We start from the raw sequence: 20,133 nt of genomic DNA, 5'->3' as shown, positions 1-20,133 counted from the left end.
GCTCGCCTCAGATGACCGACCGACCCAATTTCCTCTTCATCATCACGGACCAACAGCGCGCCGATTGGTTGGGGTGTGCCGGGCACCCGGTTTTGCGGACACCCCACATCGACTCGATCGCTGCGGAGGGTACGCGCTTCGAGAACTTTCACGCAGCCAGCCCCGTTTGTATGCCAAACCGTGCGAGTCTCATGACGGGCCGCTATCCGTCGGTACACGGCTTGCGTTACAACGGCTGCTGTTTGCCTGCCGGTTCCACGACCTTCGCCGATGTCCTCGCGCAGGCCGGATACCACACCGCCAGCATCGGCAAATCCCATCTGCAACCGTTTACCGGCATAGACGCAGAGCAACGCGTGGACCGCGACACGCTGGGCTTCTACCAAGAAGCGACCCTCACCGACCGCACGCCGTTTCTTGCAGAGGAATCCGCTCACCTGGCACGGGGCGTGACACAACCGGATTTTCCCGTGCCCTACTACGGCTTCAACCAGGTCGATCTGCTGACCGCGCACGGTTTCAAGTCCGGCGGCCACTACACGCAGTGGTTGCTCGCGCAGGACCCGAACGGACTGGCGCTGCTCGACCCCGCCAACCAATTGCGACACAACTACAGCTGCCCGCAGGCTGTCCGCCTGCCGATACCCGAGGGTTTGTACACAACGAGTTACGTGAAAGAGAGAGCGCTGGACTACCTCGACACGCGACGCGACACCGACCAACCGTTCTTTTCCTTCGTGTCTTTCAACGACCCTCACCACCCGTTCAACCCACCGGGGCACTACTGGGATCTCTACAACCCGGAAGATTTCACAGTCCCACCGGACTACGACGAGTTGCGCAATCCGATCCCGCCGTTGCAGCGGGTGCGCGCCCAGTACCTCGAAGGCGTGGCGCCCAAGACCATGGAAACGGTGTTCATGGCGCCGGCATCGGAAATCCAACAGGCGATGGCGTTGACGGCGGGGCTGATCAGCATGATCGACGACGCCGTCGGCGAGATCCTCGAACGCCTCAAGGCCAACGGCCTGTACGACAATACGGTCATCGTGTTCACCTCCGATCACGGCGATTTCCTCGGCGACTTCAGCATGCTGCTCAAGGGTGCGGTGCCCTATCGTGGGATCACGCGTGTGCCGTTCATCTGGTCAGATCCCGCAGACCGTGCTGCCAAGGTGTCCAATGCGTTGTGCTCGACCGTGGACATCGCCCCGACCCTGATCGAACGCGCCGGCCTCAAACCCTACTGGGGCATACAGGGTAAAGACATCACTGCCCTCGTCCACGAACCCACGGCATCCGTTCGAGACCGTCTGTTGGTGGAGTACGAGGACGGCATGGCTCGGTTCGGATTCGACACACCGGCACTGGTGCGGGCGCTGATCACGCCAGAGCACCGTCTGACCCTCTACAAGGAGCAGCCGTTCGGCGAGCTCTACGATCTTTCGAGCGATCCGATCGAACAGCACAACCGCTTTGATGATCCAAGCTGTGCAACACTGAGAGCCGAACTCATGCAGCAACTCGCCCTCGAGATGATGAACAACATGGAAACATCACCTCGGGCAACGCGGCGGGCCTGAACCGACATCACCGCCCGCTGCACGGTGATCCTGCTGCCCGCAGCAGCCGTCAACCCATCTCGGATGGAGAGTCGCCCGACGGCGGGGTCGGTGGCCTGATGGGCCGCGGGAACGCGCCTGTCCTCCGCAGGTCTGTGTCTGCATCTGCACACACCGAGCACCGACGCATGCGCGCCTCGTTCTGCCTTCTCGTGTGGGTCGCCAGCACCACCGCTGTGGTGGCCAACCCGGACCCGCACGCGCCCCTCTTCGGCACCTGGGGCACGGCCTCGCACTGCGCGCGGCTGCCAATCCAGCCCGGTGGTACCGTCCTCGCCGAGCCCTTCGAGGTCGGCCCGGACTGGTTGCGACACGGCACGCTCTGGTGCGCGCTGACCTGGGGCCCGGTGCAGCCGCGAGACAATGGCCTGTTCTCGGCCGCGCACGCGCGATGCGGCGAAGACGCGGTGCGCGCGTACTTCCTGCGCTTCAACCTCGAGGACGATGCCCTGACACTGCGCTGGGGGCCGTTCTTGTCAAACAGCGATCTGCTGCCCTGCGACTCGCGCTGACCACGGGGTTGCCCGGGCCACTACGGACGCCGCGCACCGGTGGAGATGTGATCGGATCGGTTACTTGTTGGCGTCCGCGTACGGGTCGGCCGCATCGCGCAGGCCATCGCCGACAAACACGAAAGCCATCACGAGCGCAATGAAGAAGAACACCGGAATGAAGTACCACTGGTAGTTCAGCATCACATCCGCGGACGTCGCCTTCTGCAGCATGACGCCGAGCGAGGAAACCGGGTCCTTGAGGCCGAGTCCGATGAACGAGAGTGCGGTCTCGCTCAGCACCATGTAGGGGAAAGAGATCACGAGGTCGACGATGATGTAGCTTGTGAACGACGGCAGCAGGTGCCGGCGAATGACGTGCGCGGACGACGCACCGGAAAGTTGTGCTGCCAGCACATACTCCTGGTTGCGCTCGGTCAGGAGGTGGGTGCGAATGCGCCGCGCGAGCGTCGGCCAACCGATGAACCCGAGGATCAGCGAGATGTAGAAGAACCGTGCCTCGGCCGAGGTCTCGGCCGGCAGGAACGCGGCGACCGCCATGAACAGCGGTATCGCAGGCACGGTACGCACCGCGTCGGTGACCATCTGGATCACGCTGTCGATCCAACCGCCGTAGTAGCCCGACACCCCGCCGATGATCAGCGCCAACACGAAGGCAATCAGCACACCGATGGTGCCAACCTGCAACGAGGTCCAGACCGCGCGCAGGGTGCGGCTGAAGATGTCCTGGCCGTCCTCGTCGGTGCCGAACAGGTGGATCTTGCCCGCCTCGACACCGAACAGGTGCCGGTCGCCCGGGATGAATCCCAAGAGCGTGTAGTCGTCGCCTTTGGGCAGGAAGGTCAGGTAGTTTCGCTCGTCCTCGTTGATCGTCGTAACCCAGCGGAAGTTGGTCGCAAGCGAGCGCTCGCGCTCCACCGCGTGGATGAAAGGCCGCAGCGAGCAGCCGTTTTTGTCGCAGAAGAGCGGCAGTTGCGGCGCGCCGTTGGTGTAGTCCTTGTCGCGGCCGGCCACGGTCGGGTCGTAGGGCGAGAGGAACGGCGCGAACACACCCGAGACCACGAGGATGATCAGCACCCAGGCCGCCACGAGCGCCGAGCGTTGTTTCTTGAAGCGCGCCCAGATCAACTGGCTCTGCGAGGCCGTGAAATAGGCCTCCTTGGCGCGTTGCGAAGCGGCGTCGTCGCCGAGCGGGGTCGTCTGCCGGGTGTCCATCAGTTCACGATGCTCTTGCGCACGCGCGGGTCGAGTGCGGCCAACAGCACGTCGGTGAGGAAATTCAACGCGACGATCGACGCAGTCAGCAGGAAGATGATGGCGCCGGCGAGCTGCTGGTCGTTCGAACGCGCGAGTGCCTCGATCAGCAAGGCGCCCGCGTCGGTCATGACGAGGATCAGCGCAACGATCGGCAGCTCGTTGAAGATGCGGTTGAGGTCGAAGCCGAGCGAGTTGATGATCGGCCCGAGCGCGTGGCGCGCCGGGTAGCCCCAGAGCAGCTTGCGCCCGTGCACCCCGCGCGCACTCGCGGCGGTCACGTAGAGCTTGCCGATTTCATCGGACATGAGCGCCCGCACGGTCTGCAGCGCAAAGGCCGTCGCCGACCAGCCGAGGATGAAGATCGGCAGCCAGGCGTGTTGGAGCAGGTCGACGAACTTGCCCCAGGACCACGGCGCGTCGCGGTATTCATCGCTGAAGAGGCCGGTCAGCGTCTCGCCGAACCAGACCGTCGCAAACAACATGATGACCAGCGCCAGCAGGAAGTTCGGCATCGCGAGGCCGAGGTAGCTGACGACGCGCAGCGAGTTGTTCAGAAAGGCGTTGTCGGAGGCGGCAGCGATGATACCGACCGGGATCGCAATCGCGTAGGCGAGCACCAGCGACGCAAGGCAGATGGCCAGCGAAAGCCAGAACTTGTCGCCGAGCAGGTTGGCGATGTTGACCCGCAGGATGCACGAGTCACCGAATTCGCCCTGGAAGGCACCGACGATCCAACCGGCCCAGCGCTCAAGGTAGGGGCGGTCCAGGCCAAGCCGTTGGCGTTCAGCCTCGAGCTCGTTGGCGATCTGGATCGAAGAGCCCTGGGTGTTCTTGAAGGCGAGGTAACGCTCGGCGCAGTCGCCCGGCACCAACTCCATCAAGGAGAACACCGCCAGCGACACCAGCACCAGGGTGATCAGCGCCATCACGGCACGGGTGCCGACGAAGCGCGCAAAATTCAGCATCGTTTTCCCCTGCCGCCGCGATCAGACCGTGCCATCACACGCCCTGCCCTGCCAGCGGGCTTCGAGAACCGCTCTGGAGTGTATGGGAGATGGGGACACGAACGAAAGTGGCGCCCGGCCAGGGGTGCCCGGCGAGGGGCAACCAACACGGGGCGCGCTGTTGCGCGCCCCGCGCACCGTCGCAGGTGCCCCGCGGGCGGATGTGCCCACGGGGACCCGTCGCTCAGACAACCCGGATTACTCGTCCAACCACCAACCGGTGGCGCGGTACGGGTAGGTCCGGTAGTACTCGTAGGAGTGGGTCTTGAAGTCCGCGAAGTTCTTCAGGTCGTTGTTGCGGTAGATCGGCGCCGGCGCGTTGACGGTGCCGATGAACATCAGGTTCTCCGCCATGGCCGTGGCCATCGCGGTCACGAGATCCTGGAATTCCTGGCTCGATTGATCCGCTGACTGCACCGCGTTGATGTTGTCGACCATGTCCTTGGCCCACTGCGGCGGCTCGACACCCGAGCTGCCCTTGGAGTCGATCCACTCGGCCCACAGCATCGCGTTGCGGTTGCCGAAGTAGTTCTCGTAGGGCGGCACCCAGAGCTCGTTGTTGCCGAGCACGATCGCGAGCGGCTGCGACTTCCGCCACATGGACACGTCGAGCTGGTTGGCCGACTGCGCCGAGCGGTACTCGTCCGGCGTCACTTCCTTGACCACCGACTGGATGCCGACATCGGCCCAGTTCTGCGCGACGAGCTCGACGGTCTGGCCGGCGATGCCCTGGGTGGAGAAGTTCAGGTTCAGCACCAGCTTGTCGCCGTTCGGCAACTCGCGGAAGCCGTCGCCGTCGGTGTCGGCCATGCCGAGCTCGTCGAGCAGTGCGTTCGCGCCCGCAGCGTCGAACTCGGTCTTGTGCGTGAGCAGCGCGGGGTCGACGAATTCCGGCAGCGGCGAGAAGCCGACGTACTGCTGCGGCGTGCCCTGGCCGAAGAAGGCCACGTCATTGAGCTCGTCGCGGTTGATCGCGATCGACATGGCCTCGCGGAACTTCAGGTTGCCGAAGACTTCACGCTTGGCCGGGTCCTCGTGCGTCACGTTGAAACCGAAGGCACCAATGGTGATCTCGGGCCGCAGGTAGATCGTGTAGTTCGATTTTTCCTGGTTCTCGAGCAACAGCGGCGCCGAGGCGAGCTGCAGCGACTGCGACTTGTAATCCACCTCGCCGTTCACGAGCTTGAGGATGCGCACTTCGTTGTCGTTGATGTAGACCTCGTCCTGGGTCGAGATGTAGGGCAGCTGCTGACCTGAGGTGTCGACCTGGAAGAAGTAGGGGTTGGCAACAAAGTAGCGGCCCTCGGTGGTGTCGCGGATCACGATGTGCGACTCGAGCGTCGGCAAGGTCGCTTTCGGCAAGCCATCGACGAGGTCCGGCTTGGCCAGCATCGGTGTCGGCGTATCGGTCCAGTCCGAGTTGCCCCAGTAGGCCTTGATCGCGTCGTAGCCGTTCTCGAAGCCGAGGCTCTGCGCGAAGCTGTCGGCGTCGGCGTTGATCGCGGGGTGGAACTGACCGAGGAAGTGCTTGGGCTGGAAGCCCTGACCAAAGTGCGTCGCGAAGTGCGCGAGCAGGCCCGGCTTTGGCGCCGGCAGGTTGAACACCACGGTGGTGTCGTCCGGCGTGTCAACCGACATGTGCTCACCGGCCACCGTCACGTAGTCCTTCGGCGACTCGAAGATGTTGGTGTCCATGTGCAGGTTGTCGTGCCAGAACTTGACGTCCGCACTGGTGAACGGCGTGCCGTCAGACCACTTGTGGCCCGCACGCAGCTTGAAGGTGAGCTGGGTGAAATCGGCGTTCCACTCCCAGGATTTGGCGACGTTCGGCACGATCGTCTGCAGGTCGTCGGAGTAGCGCACGAGGTTGACGTGACGCACCGAGAGGAAGTCGGAGGTGCCGGCTTCGGTGGCGTTAGAGAGCACGTCGAGCTCACCGCCGTACTGACCGATGCTGTCGTAGGGGACCATCACCAGCGGCTCAGACGGCAGGCGGTCGGCGAGCGACGGCAGTTCACCGTTGCCCTGGATGCGGCCGTTCAGCTCGGCGCTGGCGGGGTTGGCGGAGAATTCCATGGTGCAGCTCGCGGCGGCCTGGAATTCAGCGAGTTCGTACTGCTGCGGGTAGGCGCCTGCGGCAACGCCGCCCATGGCTTCGAGGGTGATCGGTGGGCAGTTCGCCATCGCTGCGCCTGGCAGCGCAACGGCGGCAACGCCGAGTACAAATTTGCGTTTCATCTCAACTCCTGTTGCGTTTGTTGTTCGCGCGGAAACCGTCGCGATGAAGCCGAGCGCGTCATTGACTGCACACGAACAGCTTCGTCGTGAACCTGGCCGTCACCGACCCGGCTCGGCGGCCTGTGCAGGCCGCGCCCACGGTTGATGTGTCTCCCTCCTCCACTCAGTCAACCCCTTGGGCGGTGCGTTGAAAACCTCCGTTTTGAATTTCCAATGTGACCTCAGCATGACAAGCAGTCAGCCCACTGCCAAGTTTTTTAGCCTCCGCCGGCGCGCTGAACACCCGCGTTGGTGACCAAGGTCGAGGCAAAGGTGCTCTCCGGGTGCGTCATGCCGTGACTGAGCAACTGCGACGTCAGGTCGAGTCGCAGCGCCGCGCTGTCGGGTCGCTGCGCGATGTCCCGACGCTCGCCGCCGTCGTTCATGTCGTACACGACTTGCGCTAACGGCCCGGCAAAATGCACCAGGCGATGCGTCGGGGTGCGCAACACCGCAAAGTTCGCCTGCTCGGCCGTGAGACCCAGCGCCTGCTGCACGCGCGACGGCGCAATCGGGTTGCCGAAGTCGTGCTCCGACACGGTCACCGCCCTGCCGCCCTCGCCACCTTCGAGCAAGGTGCTCAGGCTCTGGCCATTGAACGCATCGGGAGCGGCGCGGCCAACGAGGTCCAGCAGAGTCGGTGCAACGTCGATCGATTCGGTCATCGCCTCGACGCGGCGCGGTGACAACCACGGCACCCGCATCAGCAGGGGCACGTGAAACGCCGCGTCGTGGAAGCTGCCCTTGCCCCAGAGCCCGTGGTCGCCGAGCAATTCACCGTGGTCGGCGGTGACCACGAGCACCGTGTCATCCCAGTGGCCGCTCGACTTGAGCCAGTCGACAACGCGTCCGATGTGGTGGTCCACCTCGGCGGCGAGCCCGAGGTAGACCGCGCGCAAGGTGTTGATCTGCTCGGGTGTCGCGTCAAACGCACCGAAGCCCTCCACCGCTCGGTGTGCCGGGCTTGCTTCTCTCAAGGCGGCGACAAAGGGGTGGACGCGGTTGTCGTCCGACTGCTGTGTCGGCGGCACCGAGGCCGGATCCACCAGGCGGTTGTAGGGTGCAGGCGCCACCAGCGGCGGGTGCGGCCGGATGTAGGTCAGGGTTGCAAACCACGGCGCACGCGCCCCGTCCATGTACGCGAGAAAGCGGTCGGTGAGAAACGCGGTGTCGCTGTCCTCGGCGCAGTAGCGCGCCGGCGCGTTGAGCGCATCGCCGTCCGGCACATAGAGCGCCATGCCTTCGGGCACGGCGTAGCCCCGGGCGCGCAAGTGGTCCCGCCAGGCGGTGTCGTCCGACTCGAGTCGCTGGCGCACCACTTCGGTGAAACCCGGCAGCAACTCCTCGTAGCTCTGCAACCGCGGGTCGTCGGCGGGCAGCACGCGTGGGTCCTGGGCGACGTCGGTGTAGCCGAACAGCAGCGGGTCGTAGCCGGCCGCGCGCATCGCACGCGCGAGGTTCGGCGTGTCGTTGCGAAGCGGCGTGCCGTTGCGCACGGCCCGGTGGTTGCGCGCGTACTGGCTGGTGAACAACGACACCCGAGACGGGCCGCAGGGCGTGACCACGGTGTAGTGCTGCCGAAACTGACAACTGACCTCAGCAAGTGCCGCCAAGTGTTTGAGACCCGCGACCTTTGCCAGCGCACCGTCGAGGAGATCCGCACGGAATTGGTCAATGACGATCAGCAGCACATTGGGTCGGTAGGCCATGAGCTCAGCGCGGGTTTCAGCGTCGTTCGTCCCGATGGTGTTCGAATCGCGAGTGTGTTTCAAGGGACAGGGCTGCAGCTCACACCTGCGTGTTGCAACGCCAACGCACGCCGAGACGGCGCGTCATCACCCGGTCACAGCGGATCGGTTCACTGACGGGTTGCCCAGACACTACAATGCCGATGCACGCGGCCTCCCGGCCCGCCTAGCTGAGCACCCGTGTATGACCACGCCACTGCCAGACCCCGCCCGGGGCGAACCCTTCTTGCTCACCCCGGGCCCGCTGACCACAGCCGCCGAGGTCAAGGCCGCGATGTTGACCGACTGGGGCAGCTGGGACGACGATTTTCGCGCGATGACCCGCGCGATGCGCACCGCGCTGCTGGAGATCGCCGGCCACACGAACGGCGACTACGACTGCGTGCCGATTCAGGGCTCGGGTTCCTACTGCGTCGAGGCCATGCTCGGCAGCTTCGTGCCGCGCGACGGCAAGGTGCTGGTGCTCGCCAACGGTGCGTACGGGTTGCGCGCAGCACAGACGCTCGAAGTCCTCGGACGCGGCCTGCACCTGCTCGACAAGGGCGACTACCTGCCCCCGCGCGGCGATGAGGTGGCAGCGATCCTTGCGGCCGACCCGGCGATCACCCACGTGCTCGCGATCCACTGCGAGACATCCTCCGGCATCCTGAACCCGATCGAGGAGATCGCCGAGGCCACCCACGCGGCGGGCCGCGCGCTGCTGATCGACTCGATGTCGGCCTTTGGGGCCCTGCCACTCGACCCGGCCGCGCTCCACTGCACGGCCTTCACCTCCTCGGCCAACAAATGCATCGAGGGCGTGCCGGGCTTCGGCTTCGTTATCGCCCGCAGCGAGGCGATTACCGCCGCCAAGGGCAACAGCCACTCGCTGTCGCTCGACGTGCACGCCCAGTGGGCCATCATGGAGACGAGCGGCCAGTGGCGCTTCACCCCGCCGACGCACACGGTGGCGGCGTTCATGCAGGCCCTCGCGCTGCACCGGGCCGAGGGCGGTGCGCCCGCCCGGCTCGCGCGCTACACGCGCAACCGGGACACACTCGTCGCGGGCTTCCGCAGGCTCGGCTTCGAGACCCTGCTGTCCGAGCACTGGCTGTCGCCGATCATCGTCACCTTCTTCTGCCCGGGCGACCCGGCCTTCGACTTTCAGGCCTTCTACGCCGCAATGAAGGCGCGAGGCTTTATCATCTACCCGGGCAAGCTCACCGTGGTCGACAGTTTCCGCGTGGGGTGCATCGGACAGATGGACCACCACATCATGACGCGCGTGGTCACCGCCGCCGAAGACGCCCTCGCCGAGATGGGCGTTCGCTCTGCCGCACCGCCCGCCGACGCGCTCGAAGAGCGCAAGAAACTCGTCGCCTGAACCCGTTTTCTCTGGAACCGCCATGCAAGACGTCACCGCCAACGACCGCACCTACGCCGCGCCCACCACCTGCGCCGTGGCCATCTGCCTCGACGGCTGCGAACCCGCCTACCTCGAAGTTGCCATCGCCGAGGGGCTGATGCCGCACCTCGCGCGCATCCGCGCCGACGGCACCGACCGCCTGGCGCACTCGGTGATCCCCTCGTTCACCAACCCGAACAACCTCTCGATCGCGACTGGGCAGCCGCCCGCCGTACACGGCATCTGCGGCAATTTCCTGTTCGACCCGGACACCGGCGAAGAGGTGATGATGAACGACGTGCGCTTCCTGCGCGCACCGACGGTGTTCTCGAAGTTCTACGAGGCCGGTGCGCGCGTCGCGATGGTCACGGCCAAGGACAAGCTGCGTGCACTACTGGGTTCGGGCTTACGTTTCGACGAGGACCGCGCCATCGCCTTTTCCTCGGAGCGCTCGGGCAACACCACGGTCGCCGAGCACGGCATCGACAACGCCAGCGACTGGCTCGGCATGCCGGTGCCGGAGGTGTACTCCGCAGACCTCTCCGAGTTCGTGTTTGCCGCCGGCATGAAACTGCTGCGCGAGTGGTCACCCGACATCATGTACCTCTCGACCACCGACTACATCCAGCACAAGTTCGCCCCGGACGAGCAAGGCGCGAAAGACTTCTATGCGATGTTCGACCGCTACCTCGGTGAGCTCGACGCGCTCGGTGCGGCCATCGTCGTCACCGCCGACCACGGCATGAAACCCAAGCACGACGCCAACGGCGACCCGGCCGTGATCTACATCCAGGACCGGCTCGACGACTGGCTCGGCACCGCCGCCGCCCGCGTGATCCTGCCGATCACCGACCCTTACGTCGTGCACCACGGTGCCCTCGGTTCCTTCGCCACCGCCTACCTGCCGGACGGCGCGGACCGCGACGATGTCATGGCCAGGCTCAAGACCCTGCCCGAGCTGCTCGAGGTGACCACCCGCGAGGAGGCTGTCGCGCGCTACGACCTGCCGGCCGACCGCATCGGTGATGTGGTGATGATCTCCACCGAGAACATGACCATCGGCACCAGCGCAGACCGCCACGACCTCGCCGCACTGAAAGAGCCGCTGCGCAGCCACGGCGGCCTGACCGAACAGGAAGTGCCGTTCATCGTCAACCGTGTGATCGATGTGCCGGATGCACCGACGCTCCGCAACTTCGACGCCTTTTTCTACGCCTGTACCGCCGCCGCATTGGAGCCGACTGCATGACTACCCAGGACATTCGCGTTGAAGCCATGCGCATCGGTGGCGAGAAGGTCACCACCGACGCGGTTATCGAGGTCCGCTACCCCTACACCGACGAGGTGGTCGCGACCGTGCCCGCCGGCGACGCGAGCCACGCTGCGCGCGCCTTCGAGATCGCCAAGAACTACACGCCAACCCTGACCCGCTACGAGCGTCAGCAGATCCTGTTTCGCGCGGCGGAGCTGATTCGCGAGAAGCGCGAGGACATCGCCCACTGGCTCACCCTCGAGCTCGGCATCTGCAAGCAGCACGCGCTCTACGAAACCGGCCGGTCCTACGACGTCTTCACGTTGGCCGGGCAGCTCGCGATCCTCGACGACGGTCAGATCTTCTCCTGCGACCTGACCCCGCACGGCAAGGCGCGCAAGATCTACACGATGCGCGAGCCGGTCGGCGCAATCAGCGCGATCACGCCGTTCAACCACCCGCTGAATATGGTCGCGCACAAGATCGCCCCGGCCATCGCCACCAACAACTGCGTGGTCTGCAAACCAACCGAACTCACGCCGCTCACCGCCATCACGCTGGCCGACATCCTCTACGAGGCCGGCCTGCCGCCCGAGATGTTCCAGATCGTCACCGGGTGGCCGAAGGACATCGGTGACGCGATGGTCACCGACCCGAACATCGACATCATCACCTTCACCGGCGGCGTGCCGGTCGGCAAGATGATCGCCGACAAAGCCGGCTACAAGCGCAGCGCGCTCGAACTCGGCGGCAACGACCCGCTGATCATCCTCAACGACCTCGACGACGCCGACCTGGAGAAGGCCGCGACCATCGCGGTTGCAGGCGCGACCGGCAACTCGGGCCAACGCTGCACCGCGGTCAAGCGCATCCTGGTGCAGGAGAGCGTCGCCGACCGCATCGTGCCGATGATCCTCGAAAAGGCTAAGGCGATCCGCTTCGGCGACCCGATGGACCCCGACACCCAACTCGGCTGCGTGATCCACGCCCAGGCCGCCGAAACCTTCGAGCGCCGCGTCTACGACGCCGAGAAGCGCGGCGCCAAGGTGCTCTACGACCCGGGCCGCCAGGGCGCGCTGCTGCCGCCGATCGTGGTCGATCACGTGCCACACGATTCGGAGCTCGTGATGGAGGAGACCTTCGGCCCGATCGTGCCGATCGTGCGTGTGCCGGACGACGACGCGGCGGTCATGGCGATCTCGAACGGCACCGCCTTCGGGCTCTCGTCCGGCGTGTGCACCAACTCGTTGCCGCGCGCCCAGGCCTTCATCACCGGCCTCAACGTCGGCACGGTGAACATCTGGGAGCAGCCGGGCTACCGCATCGAGATGTCGCCTTTCGGTGGCATCAAGGACAGCGGCAACGGCGTGAAGGAGGGCGTGCTCGAGGCGATGAAGTTCTTCACCAACGTCAAGACTTACACCCTGCCCTGGCCTTGAGGCAACACACACTGATCGGCTGATGAAGCACACCGAGGGCGAGAGCAACACCAGCGCCGCCCGGGCCGACTGGCTCGCCGGCAGCAACGATGACGCAACCGACGCATTGCTCGCACGCGATGCGGACGCCTTCGTGCACCAGTCGCTGTCGTCCCCGTGCGCGTCGACGATCCGGCACGCCGAAGGGATCTGGATCGAGGACACCGCGGGCCGCCGGTTCATGGACTTTCACGGCAACTCGGTGCACCACATCGGCTACGGTCACCCGCGGCTGATCGCGGCAATCAAGGACCAACTCGACAGCTTGCCGTTCTCGCCCAGACGCTTTACCAACGCCGTCTCGGTCGAGCTGGCCGAGCGGCTGTGCGCCTTGGCGCCCTGGCCCGCCAAGGTGCTGTTTACCACCGGCGGCTCGGACGCCGTCGAAGTGGCGATGAAGATCGCGCGCGCGGCGACCGGGCGGTTCAAGACGCTGTCGTTCTGGGACGCCTTCCACGGCGCGGGCTTCGGCGCGTCCTCGGTTGGCGGCGAAGCGACCTTCCGCAGTCACATCGCCGGGCCGCTCCTGCCCGGCTCCGAACACGTTGCCCCATTCAACTGCTACCGCTGCGCCTACGGGCACAGCGCTTCAACGGGCTGCAACCTCAGTTGCGCGCACATGGTCGACTACGTCCTGAAGTGCGAGGGCGACATGTCGGCCGTGATCGGTGAACCGATGCGCGCCGTGCCGGTGGTGCCGCCGCCCGGCTTCTGGCAGGCCGTCGAAGCCAGTGCCAAGGCAACCGGCGCGCTCCTGATCCTCGATGAGATCCCAACCGGGCTTGGCAAAACCGGGCGCTTCTTCGCGCACGCCCACGACGGCGTGACACCGGACATCATCGTGCTCGGCAAGGCTCTGGGCGGCGGCACACTGCCAATCGCTGCCGTGCTCGTGCGTGCCGAACTCGACGTGGTTGGTGACTTTGCCATCGGCCACTACACCCACGAAAAGAACCCGGTCACGGCACGCGCTGCCCTGACCACGCTCGACATCATCGAAGACGAGGGCCTGACCGAGCGCGCCGCCGAGCTCGGCGAGGGTGCGATCGCGCGATTGGACAGCACACTGGGCCAGAACCCCATTGTCGGCGACATCCGCGGGCGCGGCTGCCTGTTCGGGGTCGAGATTGTCTCTGACCGAGACGCGCGCACGCCGGACCCCGAGCGGGCCGAACGCATCCTCTACGCCTGTCTCGAAGCCGGCCTCTCCTTCAAACTGAGCGCCGGCAACGTCCTGACCCTGTCACCACCAATGACCATTCCCCAGGCCGACCTCGACCGCGCCCTCACCATCGTCGAAACAGCCGTCAAAGACGCCGTGTAGCGCCGTTCGTCCGCGAGCAGGCCCCATTCGCCGCGTCTCGCCCAGCCTGCGCGGCTCGGCGAGGACGCAGCTCCCACAAAACCATCCAGCGTCACCGCACCCCTGTGGGAGCGTCTGCCTTGCGAAGCAAGCAGGCGCGAATGGTGTGTGCCGTTGATAACCAAATCTGCGCCTGTCCATTCGCTGCGTCTCGTTACACGAGGACGCAGCTCCCACAAGACCGTGGCCCATTCCCAACCAGCGTCACCACCCCCCCGTGGGAGCGTCTGCCTTGCAAAGCAAGCAGGCGCGAATGGTAGGTACCGTGAAGACCAACTCCGTGCTCGCCCTGTTCGCCGCGTCTCGTTACACGAGGACGCAGCTCCCACAAGACCGTGCCCATTCCCAACCAGCGTCACCGCACCCCGTGGGAGCGTCTGCCTTGCGAAGCAAGCAGGCGCGAATGCTGTGTGCCGTTGAAGACTAACTCCGTGCCTGTCCATTCGCTGCGTCTCGTTACACGAGGACGCAGCTCCCACAAGACCGTGGCCATTCCCAACCAGCGTCACCGCCCCCTGTGGGAGCGTCTGCCTTGCGAAGCAAGCAGGCGCGAATGCGGCGGCTCAGCTGTGATGCCACACCGCCTGTGCGACGATGCACGTTCGCCGCACCGTGACGCTCGCCCGATGAAAATTGTCCGCACCGACGCCGAGTTGGCGCTGCCCACGCTCGACGCCCGGCTGACCGACGCCGGTCACGAGATCGTGCTGCTGCCCGACGGCGTCAGCGAGGACACCCTGATCGCGGCCTTGGCCGATGCAGACATCCTGATGATGTGTTACACGCCAATCACCCGCCGCGTGATCAACGCCGCACCGCAGTTGCGCGGCATCCTGAAGTACGGCGTCGGCATCGACGCAATCGACATCCCGGCGGCCAAGGCGCACGGCATCCCGGTCGTGAACATCCCGACCTACGGCGAGCGCACCGTGGCCGAAGGCGCTTTCCTGTTGCTGCTCGCCCTGCTGCGCAAACTGCCAGCGCTGCACGAGACGGTGCAGCGCACCGGCTGGTCCTGGCCAGAGCCGCGCTGGCTCGGCCGCGACATGTCAGGCCTGACCCTCGGTATTGTCGGCTTCGGCCGCATCGGCCAGGCGCTCGCGCACATGGCGCGCGCGGGTTTCGGCACCCGCGTGTTGGCCTACGACCCGCACCAGCCCGACCGCATCTTCACCGACGCAACGGTCGAGCGCACCAACTCACTCGACACACTGTTGGCCACCGCCGACGCCGTCTCACTGCACGCAGTGCTGCAGCCCGAGACCCGCCACCTGATCGGCGCCGCCGAGTTCGCCCGGATGCCACCCGACGCGCTCCTGATCAACGTCTCGCGCGGCGAGCTCGTCGACGAGGCAGCCCTAATCGACGCCCTCGACAGCGGCCGACTCGGCGGCGCGGGGCTCGACGTCTACGCCACCGAACCCCTGAACGCGAACCACCCCTTGCTCGGCCGCCCGAACGTGATCGCCCTGCCCCACCTGACCTTCTGGACTGCAGACGCGATGCGCCGACTCGAAGACGACGCCCACGCCCGCTTGCAGGAGATGATCACGGGTGCCCCGGTGCGCGTACACTCCCGGGACCCGCGCCTGCAGGGGCAGGCCAACGCCGTCTACCCCGCCTGACCCGCGCACTGAAACACCCACGCGAGCTGTGACTGTGACGGACTACGACTACATCATCGCCGGCGCCGGCTCGGCCGGCTGCGTGCTGGCCGACCGCCTGAGTGCCTCGGGTCGCCACCGCGTGCTGCTGCTCGAGGCCGGTGGCCGCGGCCGCTCGCCGTGGATTGCGCTGCCAGTCGGCTACGGCAAGACTTACTACGACCCCAAGGTCAATTGGCAGTACCGCGCCGAGCCTGACCCCGGCCTCGGTGACCGCCGCATGTACTGGCCGCGCGGCAAGTGCGTGGGCGGCTCCGGTGCGATCAACGCCATGGTCTACGCGCGCGGCCTGCCGAACGACTACGCCGACTGGGTCACGGCCGGCGCCGCCGGCTGGGACTGGGCGACCGTCGCAGCCACCTTCGACGCCCTCGAAACCCGCGTCGACGCCGACGGCACGCGGCACGGCTCGGGCCCCATCCACGTGCAGGATGTCTCCAACCGCATCCACCCGGCCAACCGCCACTATTTCGCCGCCGCGCGCGAACTCGGGCTGCCAACCACCGACGACCTCAACGGCGAGAACAACGAGGGCGCCACCGCCTACCGGATCAACACCGCAGACGGACGCCGCATGCACTCCGCCCGGGCGCACCTCGCACCCGCGCTGACGCGACCGAACCTCACACTGATGACCGGCGTGACAGTCGACCGGGTGCACATCGAAGACGAACGGGCCACCGCACTGACAGCCCGCATGGGCGGCCAGGAGCGCAGCTTCCACGCGCGCCGCGAGATCATCCTCGCAACCGGGTCGGTCACGTCACCGCGCATCCTGCAACGCTCCGGGCTCGGGCCGCGGGACCTGCTGCACGCGCATGGCATCACACCGGTGCTCGACAATCCGCACGTCGGCGGTCACCTGCAGGATCACATCGGCATCGACTATTTCTTCCGCGCCACCGAGCCCACCTTAAACAACGTGTTGAGGCCGCTGACCGGCAAGCTGCGCGCGGGCCTCGAGTACGCGTTGACGCGCCGCGGGCCATTGTCGCTGTCGGTCAACCAGTGCGGTGGCTACTTCCGCTCCTCACCCAAGCTGCTAGTGCCGGACCTGCAGTTGTATTTCAACCCGGTCACCTACACCACCACACCCAAGGGCACGCGCACGGTGATCGAGCCCGACCCCTTCCCGGGCTTCATCATCGGCTTCAACCCGTCGCGTCCGACCAGCCGCGGGCGCATCGACATCAGCGCCGCCGACCCGGACGCCCCACCCCACATCAGCCCGAACTCGCTCGACACCAACGCCGACCTCGAGACCGTGGTCGCCGGCGGCCGGCTGTGTCAGCAGTTGATGTCGACAGCCGCGCTGTCGCAGCTCATCGAGCAGCCGCTCGGCGTGGACCTACGCGCGATGGACGACGCCGCCATCCTCGACGACTTCCGCGCCCGCGCAACCACGGTGTTTCACCCCGTCGGCACCTGTCGCATGGGCGCGAGTGCAGCTACCTCGGTGGTCAGCCCACAGCTGGCAGTGCACGGTGTCAGCGGATTGCGGGTAGTCGACGCCTCGGTGTTCCCAAACATCACGTCGGCCAACACCAACGCCCCGACGATGATGCTTGCGCACCGGGGCGCGGACCTGATTCTGGAAGATGCGGGCTAAGGCGCGCGCGGGAGCGTGCCGCAATGGGGCAGCCGCCGGGGTGTCAAGCGCGAACGGCCGCACCGAACAGCAGAAAGCTGATCCACATGATCATCACACCGGACACCGCTTGTAACGCAGAAACTGCCGTTACCACCGCACCGAGACCGTTTGCCGAGGCCACAGCGAGGCCCCGCGCTGCGACGCTGGACACGGCCACCATCGTAGTCAGCCCAGCAGTACCGAGGCCCATGACAATGGCCGCCACGACGCCTGCGAATTTGATGTCCATCTGCCAGGTGATGATCAACAGGAAAATGGCCCCGGTGCAAGGCCGAATGGCAACGCTGCCGACGAGCATGAGCGTATCCCGCCAGGAGGTGAGCTGCGCAACCTCGTCCGGTGTGGGGGCATGTTTGTGGCCGCAACCACACGACTGATCCGACGGGTGTACGTGATCCGAGTGGTGTGCGTGATCCGAATGATGTGCGTGATCTGAGTGATGAGCGTGATCCGAGTGGTGCGAGTGGCTGGAAGCGCACCCACCGGCCGCCGGCTTTGGCTTCAACGCCGGCCACACCTTGCGCACACCGCGCCAGGCCAACAGCAACCCCACCAGGCCCACGGCCAGGTAACTCACCGGCGCGAGGATGTCTTCAGCGAATGCGGTCAGCTGGTGTGCCGAGAAGGTCAGCACGGAAAAGCTGCCGTAGACGATAATGATGGCCCAGATCGATTGGCCGAGGCTCGACGCGAGCGCAATGCCGGCGAGCCGCGACGCCGACACCGACGAGCCGAGCCCGACGCCACCGATCACGTACTTGCCGTGGCCAGGTCCCACCGCGTGCACGAAGCCGTAGGCCCCCGCGGCTGACAGCAAGGCAAACCACGCACCGGGCTGCCCGGTGCGCAAGCCACGCACCCCAGCGGCCATGGCGTTCTGGAACGTGCGCTGCTGCTCCGCAGCCCAGACCGCGAAGGCGTTCATGTCGAGCGCCCAGAAAAACGCAATTGCCGCGACGACAATCAATCCAACGGAGATCAGACCGCGCATTGCAGCACGATCCTGTCGGCAAACAAGGCACCCACGTTGGTGTTCTCGGGCTCTTCTTCACGCGCGAGACGCTGCAACCGGGCCTGGATGGCCGAGGCATGGGCGTCGGGGTTGAAGGGAATCATCCGCGTTGAGCACGGCGTCGACTCGCCGCGCACCACGGAGGGTTGGGTCACCGAATGGGCGTAGAAATACGAGGCCTCGTAGAACGCCACATCGATCCGTTGGCCATCCACGGCAACCGGCTCGACGAGGGGGCGGTCAAAGGTGATTTTCAACCGGCCTTCGACAATCGCGACGTCGACTGCGGTCGGTGCCTCAAGGGCCAGTTTCCGGCCCCCGGTGGTCGCGTGTGCCGAACCGGCAAAGTTGCCGAGCCACGTGCGCATCTGCGCTTCGAAGGTCGCGTTGTCTTCAGGGTCGAGGGTGCCCTGGTTGTTCAAGCCCACTTTCGCGGCTGACAACATGTACAGCGTTTCGAACTCGTCGAGCAACCACGTCACATGCAAGGCGTCGAGTGTGGCGCGGTCACCGTTGGAGCCGATCACGAAGTCGACCCCACCGTCGACGAAGGCGTGCGGGTGCGCGTGCGCGGTGGAGGCACCGAAACCCAGTGCCAGGACCGCGAACACCGCAGCCCGCACGGCCCGTCGGGGGCCGCGGCATCGCTCAAATACGGCTGTCATCGAACTCACAGAAGTCCACCAGTCATGTCATACCCGCAGTAGCGGCACGCTGTGTTTATAGTTGACGACAGACCGTATGTGCACGTGCTATGCCAGGCTTCCCGTCATTTCAACGCGGATGCCACCGTGGCCGCGTTGTGCCGCAGCAGCTCGAGGTACGTCGCCGCCGGACCGCCCTCCTCGGACAGCGCACCCGGGTACAAGGTACCACCAATGGTCGCGCCGGTTTCGTTGGCTATTTGCTCGAGCAAACGGCTGTCGGTGATGTTCTCCATGAACACCGCTTTGACGCCGTCTTCACGCATGTGTTCAATGAGCTCGGCCACGTCTTTCGCCGACGCTTCGCTCTCCGTGCTATACCCCTGCGGCGCAAGGAAGTTCAAGTCGAAATCCCGACCGAAGTAACCAAACGCGTCGTGTGAGGTAACGACAGTGCGTCGGTCTTCAGGCAGATCGGCCAACAGCGCCGTCATCTCTGCCTTGACCGCGTCGAGCTCGGCCACGTAGTTCGCGCGGTTCTGGTAGAAGTCGCCGGCGTGCTCCGGTGCCGCCTTGGCCAGTGCCGCGGTGATGTTGTCGACGTACGTGACCGCGAGCGTCGGGCTCAACCAGGCGTGCGGGTCGAATTCGCCGTGGTCATGCCCGTGGTGGTCGTCGTGCCCATCATGGTGTTCATCGTGTTCGTCGTGGTGCTTGTCCTCGCCGTGATGCTCATCGTGCTCGTCGTGGTGCTTGTCCTCGTCGTGATGCTCATCGTGCTCGTCGTGGTGCTTGTCCTCGCCGTGATGCTCATCGTGCTCGTCGTGGTGCTTGTCCTCGCCGTGATGCTCATCGTGCTCGTCGTGATGCTCATCCTCGCCGTGATGATCATCATGGTGATCACCGTGCGCGTCTTCGAAGCCGATCGGTTCGATGCCGTCGGTCGCGACCACGAGCGTGCCTTCAAACCCCGCCGCTTCGGAGAGACGATCCAACCAGCCCTCGAAGGCCAGGCCGTTGACCACCATGACCTCGGCTTCCTTGACCGCACGTGCCGCGGCCGGTGTCGGCTGGTACACGTGCGCATCGCCGTTGCGACCGACGAGCGTGGTCACATCAACGTGCTCGCCACCGATGTTGGCCACCATGTCTTCGAGGATCGTGAACGACGTCACCACGGGGATCTTGTCTTGGGCGACGGCAGCGAGCGGCAATGCGGCTGCCAGCGTAGCGACGGCCAGCGCGCTGGCTGTTTTGCGAAAAGT

15 protein-coding genes are annotated in these 20,133 nt (G+C 65.6%); 8 read left to right on the top strand and 7 right to left on the bottom strand.

Features of this window, described 5'->3' with window-relative positions:
• Positions 1 to 11: 11 nt before the first annotated feature.
• Together AAGA11_06330 and AAGA11_06325 are read left to right on the top strand one after the other, a co-directional pair.
• Positions 12 to 1,583, top strand: coding sequence for a sulfatase-like hydrolase/transferase (locus AAGA11_06330; GenBank protein MEM9602459.1), 1,572 nt, complete (start codon positions 12 to 14; stop codon positions 1,581 to 1,583).
• Positions 1,584 to 1,750: 167 nt separating this feature from the next.
• Positions 1,751 to 2,134 carry a hypothetical protein gene (locus tag AAGA11_06325; GenBank protein ID MEM9602458.1) on the top strand — a complete coding sequence of 128 codons (384 nt, stop codon included), beginning with the start codon at positions 1,751 to 1,753 and terminating at the stop codon, positions 2,132 to 2,134.
• A gap of 60 nt (positions 2,135 to 2,194) precedes the next feature.
• On the opposite strand, the gene AAGA11_06320 is transcribed toward AAGA11_06325, so the two are convergent.
• The 4 genes from AAGA11_06320 to AAGA11_06305 form a co-directional block, all read right to left on the bottom strand.
• Positions 2,195 to 3,349, bottom strand: a complete 1,155-nt coding sequence (locus AAGA11_06320; protein ID MEM9602457.1) for an ABC transporter permease — start codon at positions 3,347 to 3,349, stop codon at positions 2,195 to 2,197.
• Complete coding sequence (locus tag AAGA11_06315) at positions 3,349 to 4,356, bottom strand: ABC transporter permease (GenBank protein MEM9602456.1); 1,008 nt, start codon at positions 4,354 to 4,356, stop codon at positions 3,349 to 3,351. Before AAGA11_06315 ends, AAGA11_06320 begins: the two co-directional genes overlap by 1 nt.
• Positions 4,357 to 4,593: 237 nt before the next feature.
• Complete coding sequence (locus AAGA11_06310) at positions 4,594 to 6,633, bottom strand: ABC transporter substrate-binding protein (GenBank protein ID MEM9602455.1); 2,040 nt, start codon at positions 6,631 to 6,633, stop codon at positions 4,594 to 4,596.
• A 257-nt stretch (positions 6,634 to 6,890) separates the two neighbouring features.
• A complete protein-coding gene (locus AAGA11_06305; GenBank protein ID MEM9602454.1) occupies positions 6,891 to 8,444 on the bottom strand; it encodes a sulfatase-like hydrolase/transferase in 1,554 nt (517 codons plus the stop codon).
• A gap of 160 nt (positions 8,445 to 8,604) precedes the next feature.
• On the opposite strand from AAGA11_06305, the gene AAGA11_06300 reads away from it, so the two are divergent.
• The 6 genes from AAGA11_06300 (at position 8,605) to AAGA11_06275 (ending at position 17,170) form a co-directional block, all read left to right on the top strand.
• The gene (locus AAGA11_06300; protein ID MEM9602453.1) at positions 8,605 to 9,783 is read left to right on the top strand and encodes a 2-aminoethylphosphonate--pyruvate transaminase; all 1,179 of its coding nucleotides are present in this window, start codon (positions 8,605 to 8,607) and stop codon (positions 9,781 to 9,783) included.
• A 22-nt stretch (positions 9,784 to 9,805) separates the two neighbouring features.
• Positions 9,806 to 11,053 (top strand): phosphonoacetate hydrolase, encoded by a 1,248-nt coding sequence (gene phnA / locus AAGA11_06295; protein ID MEM9602452.1) that lies wholly within the window; start codon positions 9,806 to 9,808, stop codon positions 11,051 to 11,053.
• Entirely contained in the window at positions 11,050 to 12,495 is a 1,446-nt protein-coding gene (phnY, locus tag AAGA11_06290) for a phosphonoacetaldehyde dehydrogenase (protein MEM9602451.1), read from the top strand. Before phnA ends, phnY begins: the two co-directional genes overlap by 4 nt.
• Positions 12,496 to 12,517: 22 nt before the next feature.
• Complete coding sequence (locus AAGA11_06285) at positions 12,518 to 13,858, top strand: aspartate aminotransferase family protein (GenBank protein MEM9602450.1); 1,341 nt, start codon at positions 12,518 to 12,520, stop codon at positions 13,856 to 13,858.
• Between the two features lie 665 nt (positions 13,859 to 14,523).
• On the top strand, positions 14,524 to 15,522 hold the full coding sequence (locus AAGA11_06280) for a C-terminal binding protein (GenBank protein ID MEM9602449.1): 999 nt from the start codon (positions 14,524 to 14,526) through the stop codon (positions 15,520 to 15,522).
• Positions 15,523 to 15,556: 34 nt separating this feature from the next.
• Positions 15,557 to 17,170, top strand: a complete 1,614-nt coding sequence (locus AAGA11_06275; protein ID MEM9602448.1) for a GMC family oxidoreductase N-terminal domain-containing protein — start codon at positions 15,557 to 15,559, stop codon at positions 17,168 to 17,170.
• 43 nt (positions 17,171 to 17,213) lie between these two features.
• Here AAGA11_06275 and AAGA11_06270 read toward each other — a convergent pair whose 3' ends face one another.
• The 3 genes from AAGA11_06270 to AAGA11_06260 form a co-directional block, all read right to left on the bottom strand.
• A complete protein-coding gene (locus AAGA11_06270; protein ID MEM9602447.1) occupies positions 17,214 to 18,203 on the bottom strand; it encodes a hypothetical protein in 990 nt (329 codons plus the stop codon).
• A complete protein-coding gene (locus AAGA11_06265; protein MEM9602446.1) occupies positions 18,191 to 18,889 on the bottom strand; it encodes a DUF1007 family protein in 699 nt (232 codons plus the stop codon). The genes AAGA11_06270 and AAGA11_06265 overlap by 13 nt, the downstream gene beginning before the upstream one ends.
• Before the next feature lie 104 nt (positions 18,890 to 18,993).
• Positions 18,994 to 20,046 (bottom strand): zinc ABC transporter substrate-binding protein, encoded by a 1,053-nt coding sequence (locus AAGA11_06260; protein MEM9602445.1) that lies wholly within the window; start codon positions 20,044 to 20,046, stop codon positions 18,994 to 18,996.
• Between the last annotated feature and the right edge of the window lie 87 nt (positions 20,047 to 20,133).

This window comes from Pseudomonadota bacterium (assembly GCA_039196715.1).
Taxonomy (GTDB): domain Bacteria; phylum Pseudomonadota; class Gammaproteobacteria; order CALCKW01; family CALCKW01; genus CALCKW01.
Note: the sequence above shows the minus strand (reverse complement) of the source record. Positions and strands in the feature narration are given on the sequence as shown.

Excerpts from the sequence above, each read along its gene's own strand:
- AAGA11_06320 (MEM9602457.1), bottom strand. The coding sequence starts at position 3,349 with ATGGACACCCGGCAGACGACCCCGCTCGGCGACGACGCCGCTTCGCAA.
- AAGA11_06280 (MEM9602449.1), top strand. The coding sequence starts at position 14,524 with ATGAAAATTGTCCGCACCGACGCCGAGTTGGCGCTGCCCACGCTCGAC.
- AAGA11_06325 (MEM9602458.1), top strand. The coding sequence starts at position 1,751 with ATGCGCGCCTCGTTCTGCCTTCTCGTGTGGGTCGCCAGCACCACCGCT.
- AAGA11_06270 (MEM9602447.1), bottom strand. The coding sequence starts at position 18,203 with ATGCGCGGTCTGATCTCCGTTGGATTGATTGTCGTCGCGGCAATTGCG.
- AAGA11_06330 (MEM9602459.1), top strand. The coding sequence starts at position 12 with ATGACCGACCGACCCAATTTCCTCTTCATCATCACGGACCAACAGCGC.
- AAGA11_06315 (MEM9602456.1), bottom strand. The coding sequence starts at position 4,356 with ATGCTGAATTTTGCGCGCTTCGTCGGCACCCGTGCCGTGATGGCGCTG.
- AAGA11_06285 (MEM9602450.1), top strand. The coding sequence starts at position 12,518 with ATGAAGCACACCGAGGGCGAGAGCAACACCAGCGCCGCCCGGGCCGAC.
- AAGA11_06300 (MEM9602453.1), top strand. The coding sequence starts at position 8,605 with ATGACCACGCCACTGCCAGACCCCGCCCGGGGCGAACCCTTCTTGCTC.
- phnA (MEM9602452.1), top strand. The coding sequence starts at position 9,806 with ATGCAAGACGTCACCGCCAACGACCGCACCTACGCCGCGCCCACCACC.
- phnY (MEM9602451.1), top strand. The coding sequence starts at position 11,050 with ATGACTACCCAGGACATTCGCGTTGAAGCCATGCGCATCGGTGGCGAG.
- AAGA11_06265 (MEM9602446.1), bottom strand. The coding sequence starts at position 18,889 with ATGACAGCCGTATTTGAGCGATGCCGCGGCCCCCGACGGGCCGTGCGG.
- AAGA11_06310 (MEM9602455.1), bottom strand. The coding sequence starts at position 6,633 with ATGAAACGCAAATTTGTACTCGGCGTTGCCGCCGTTGCGCTGCCAGGC.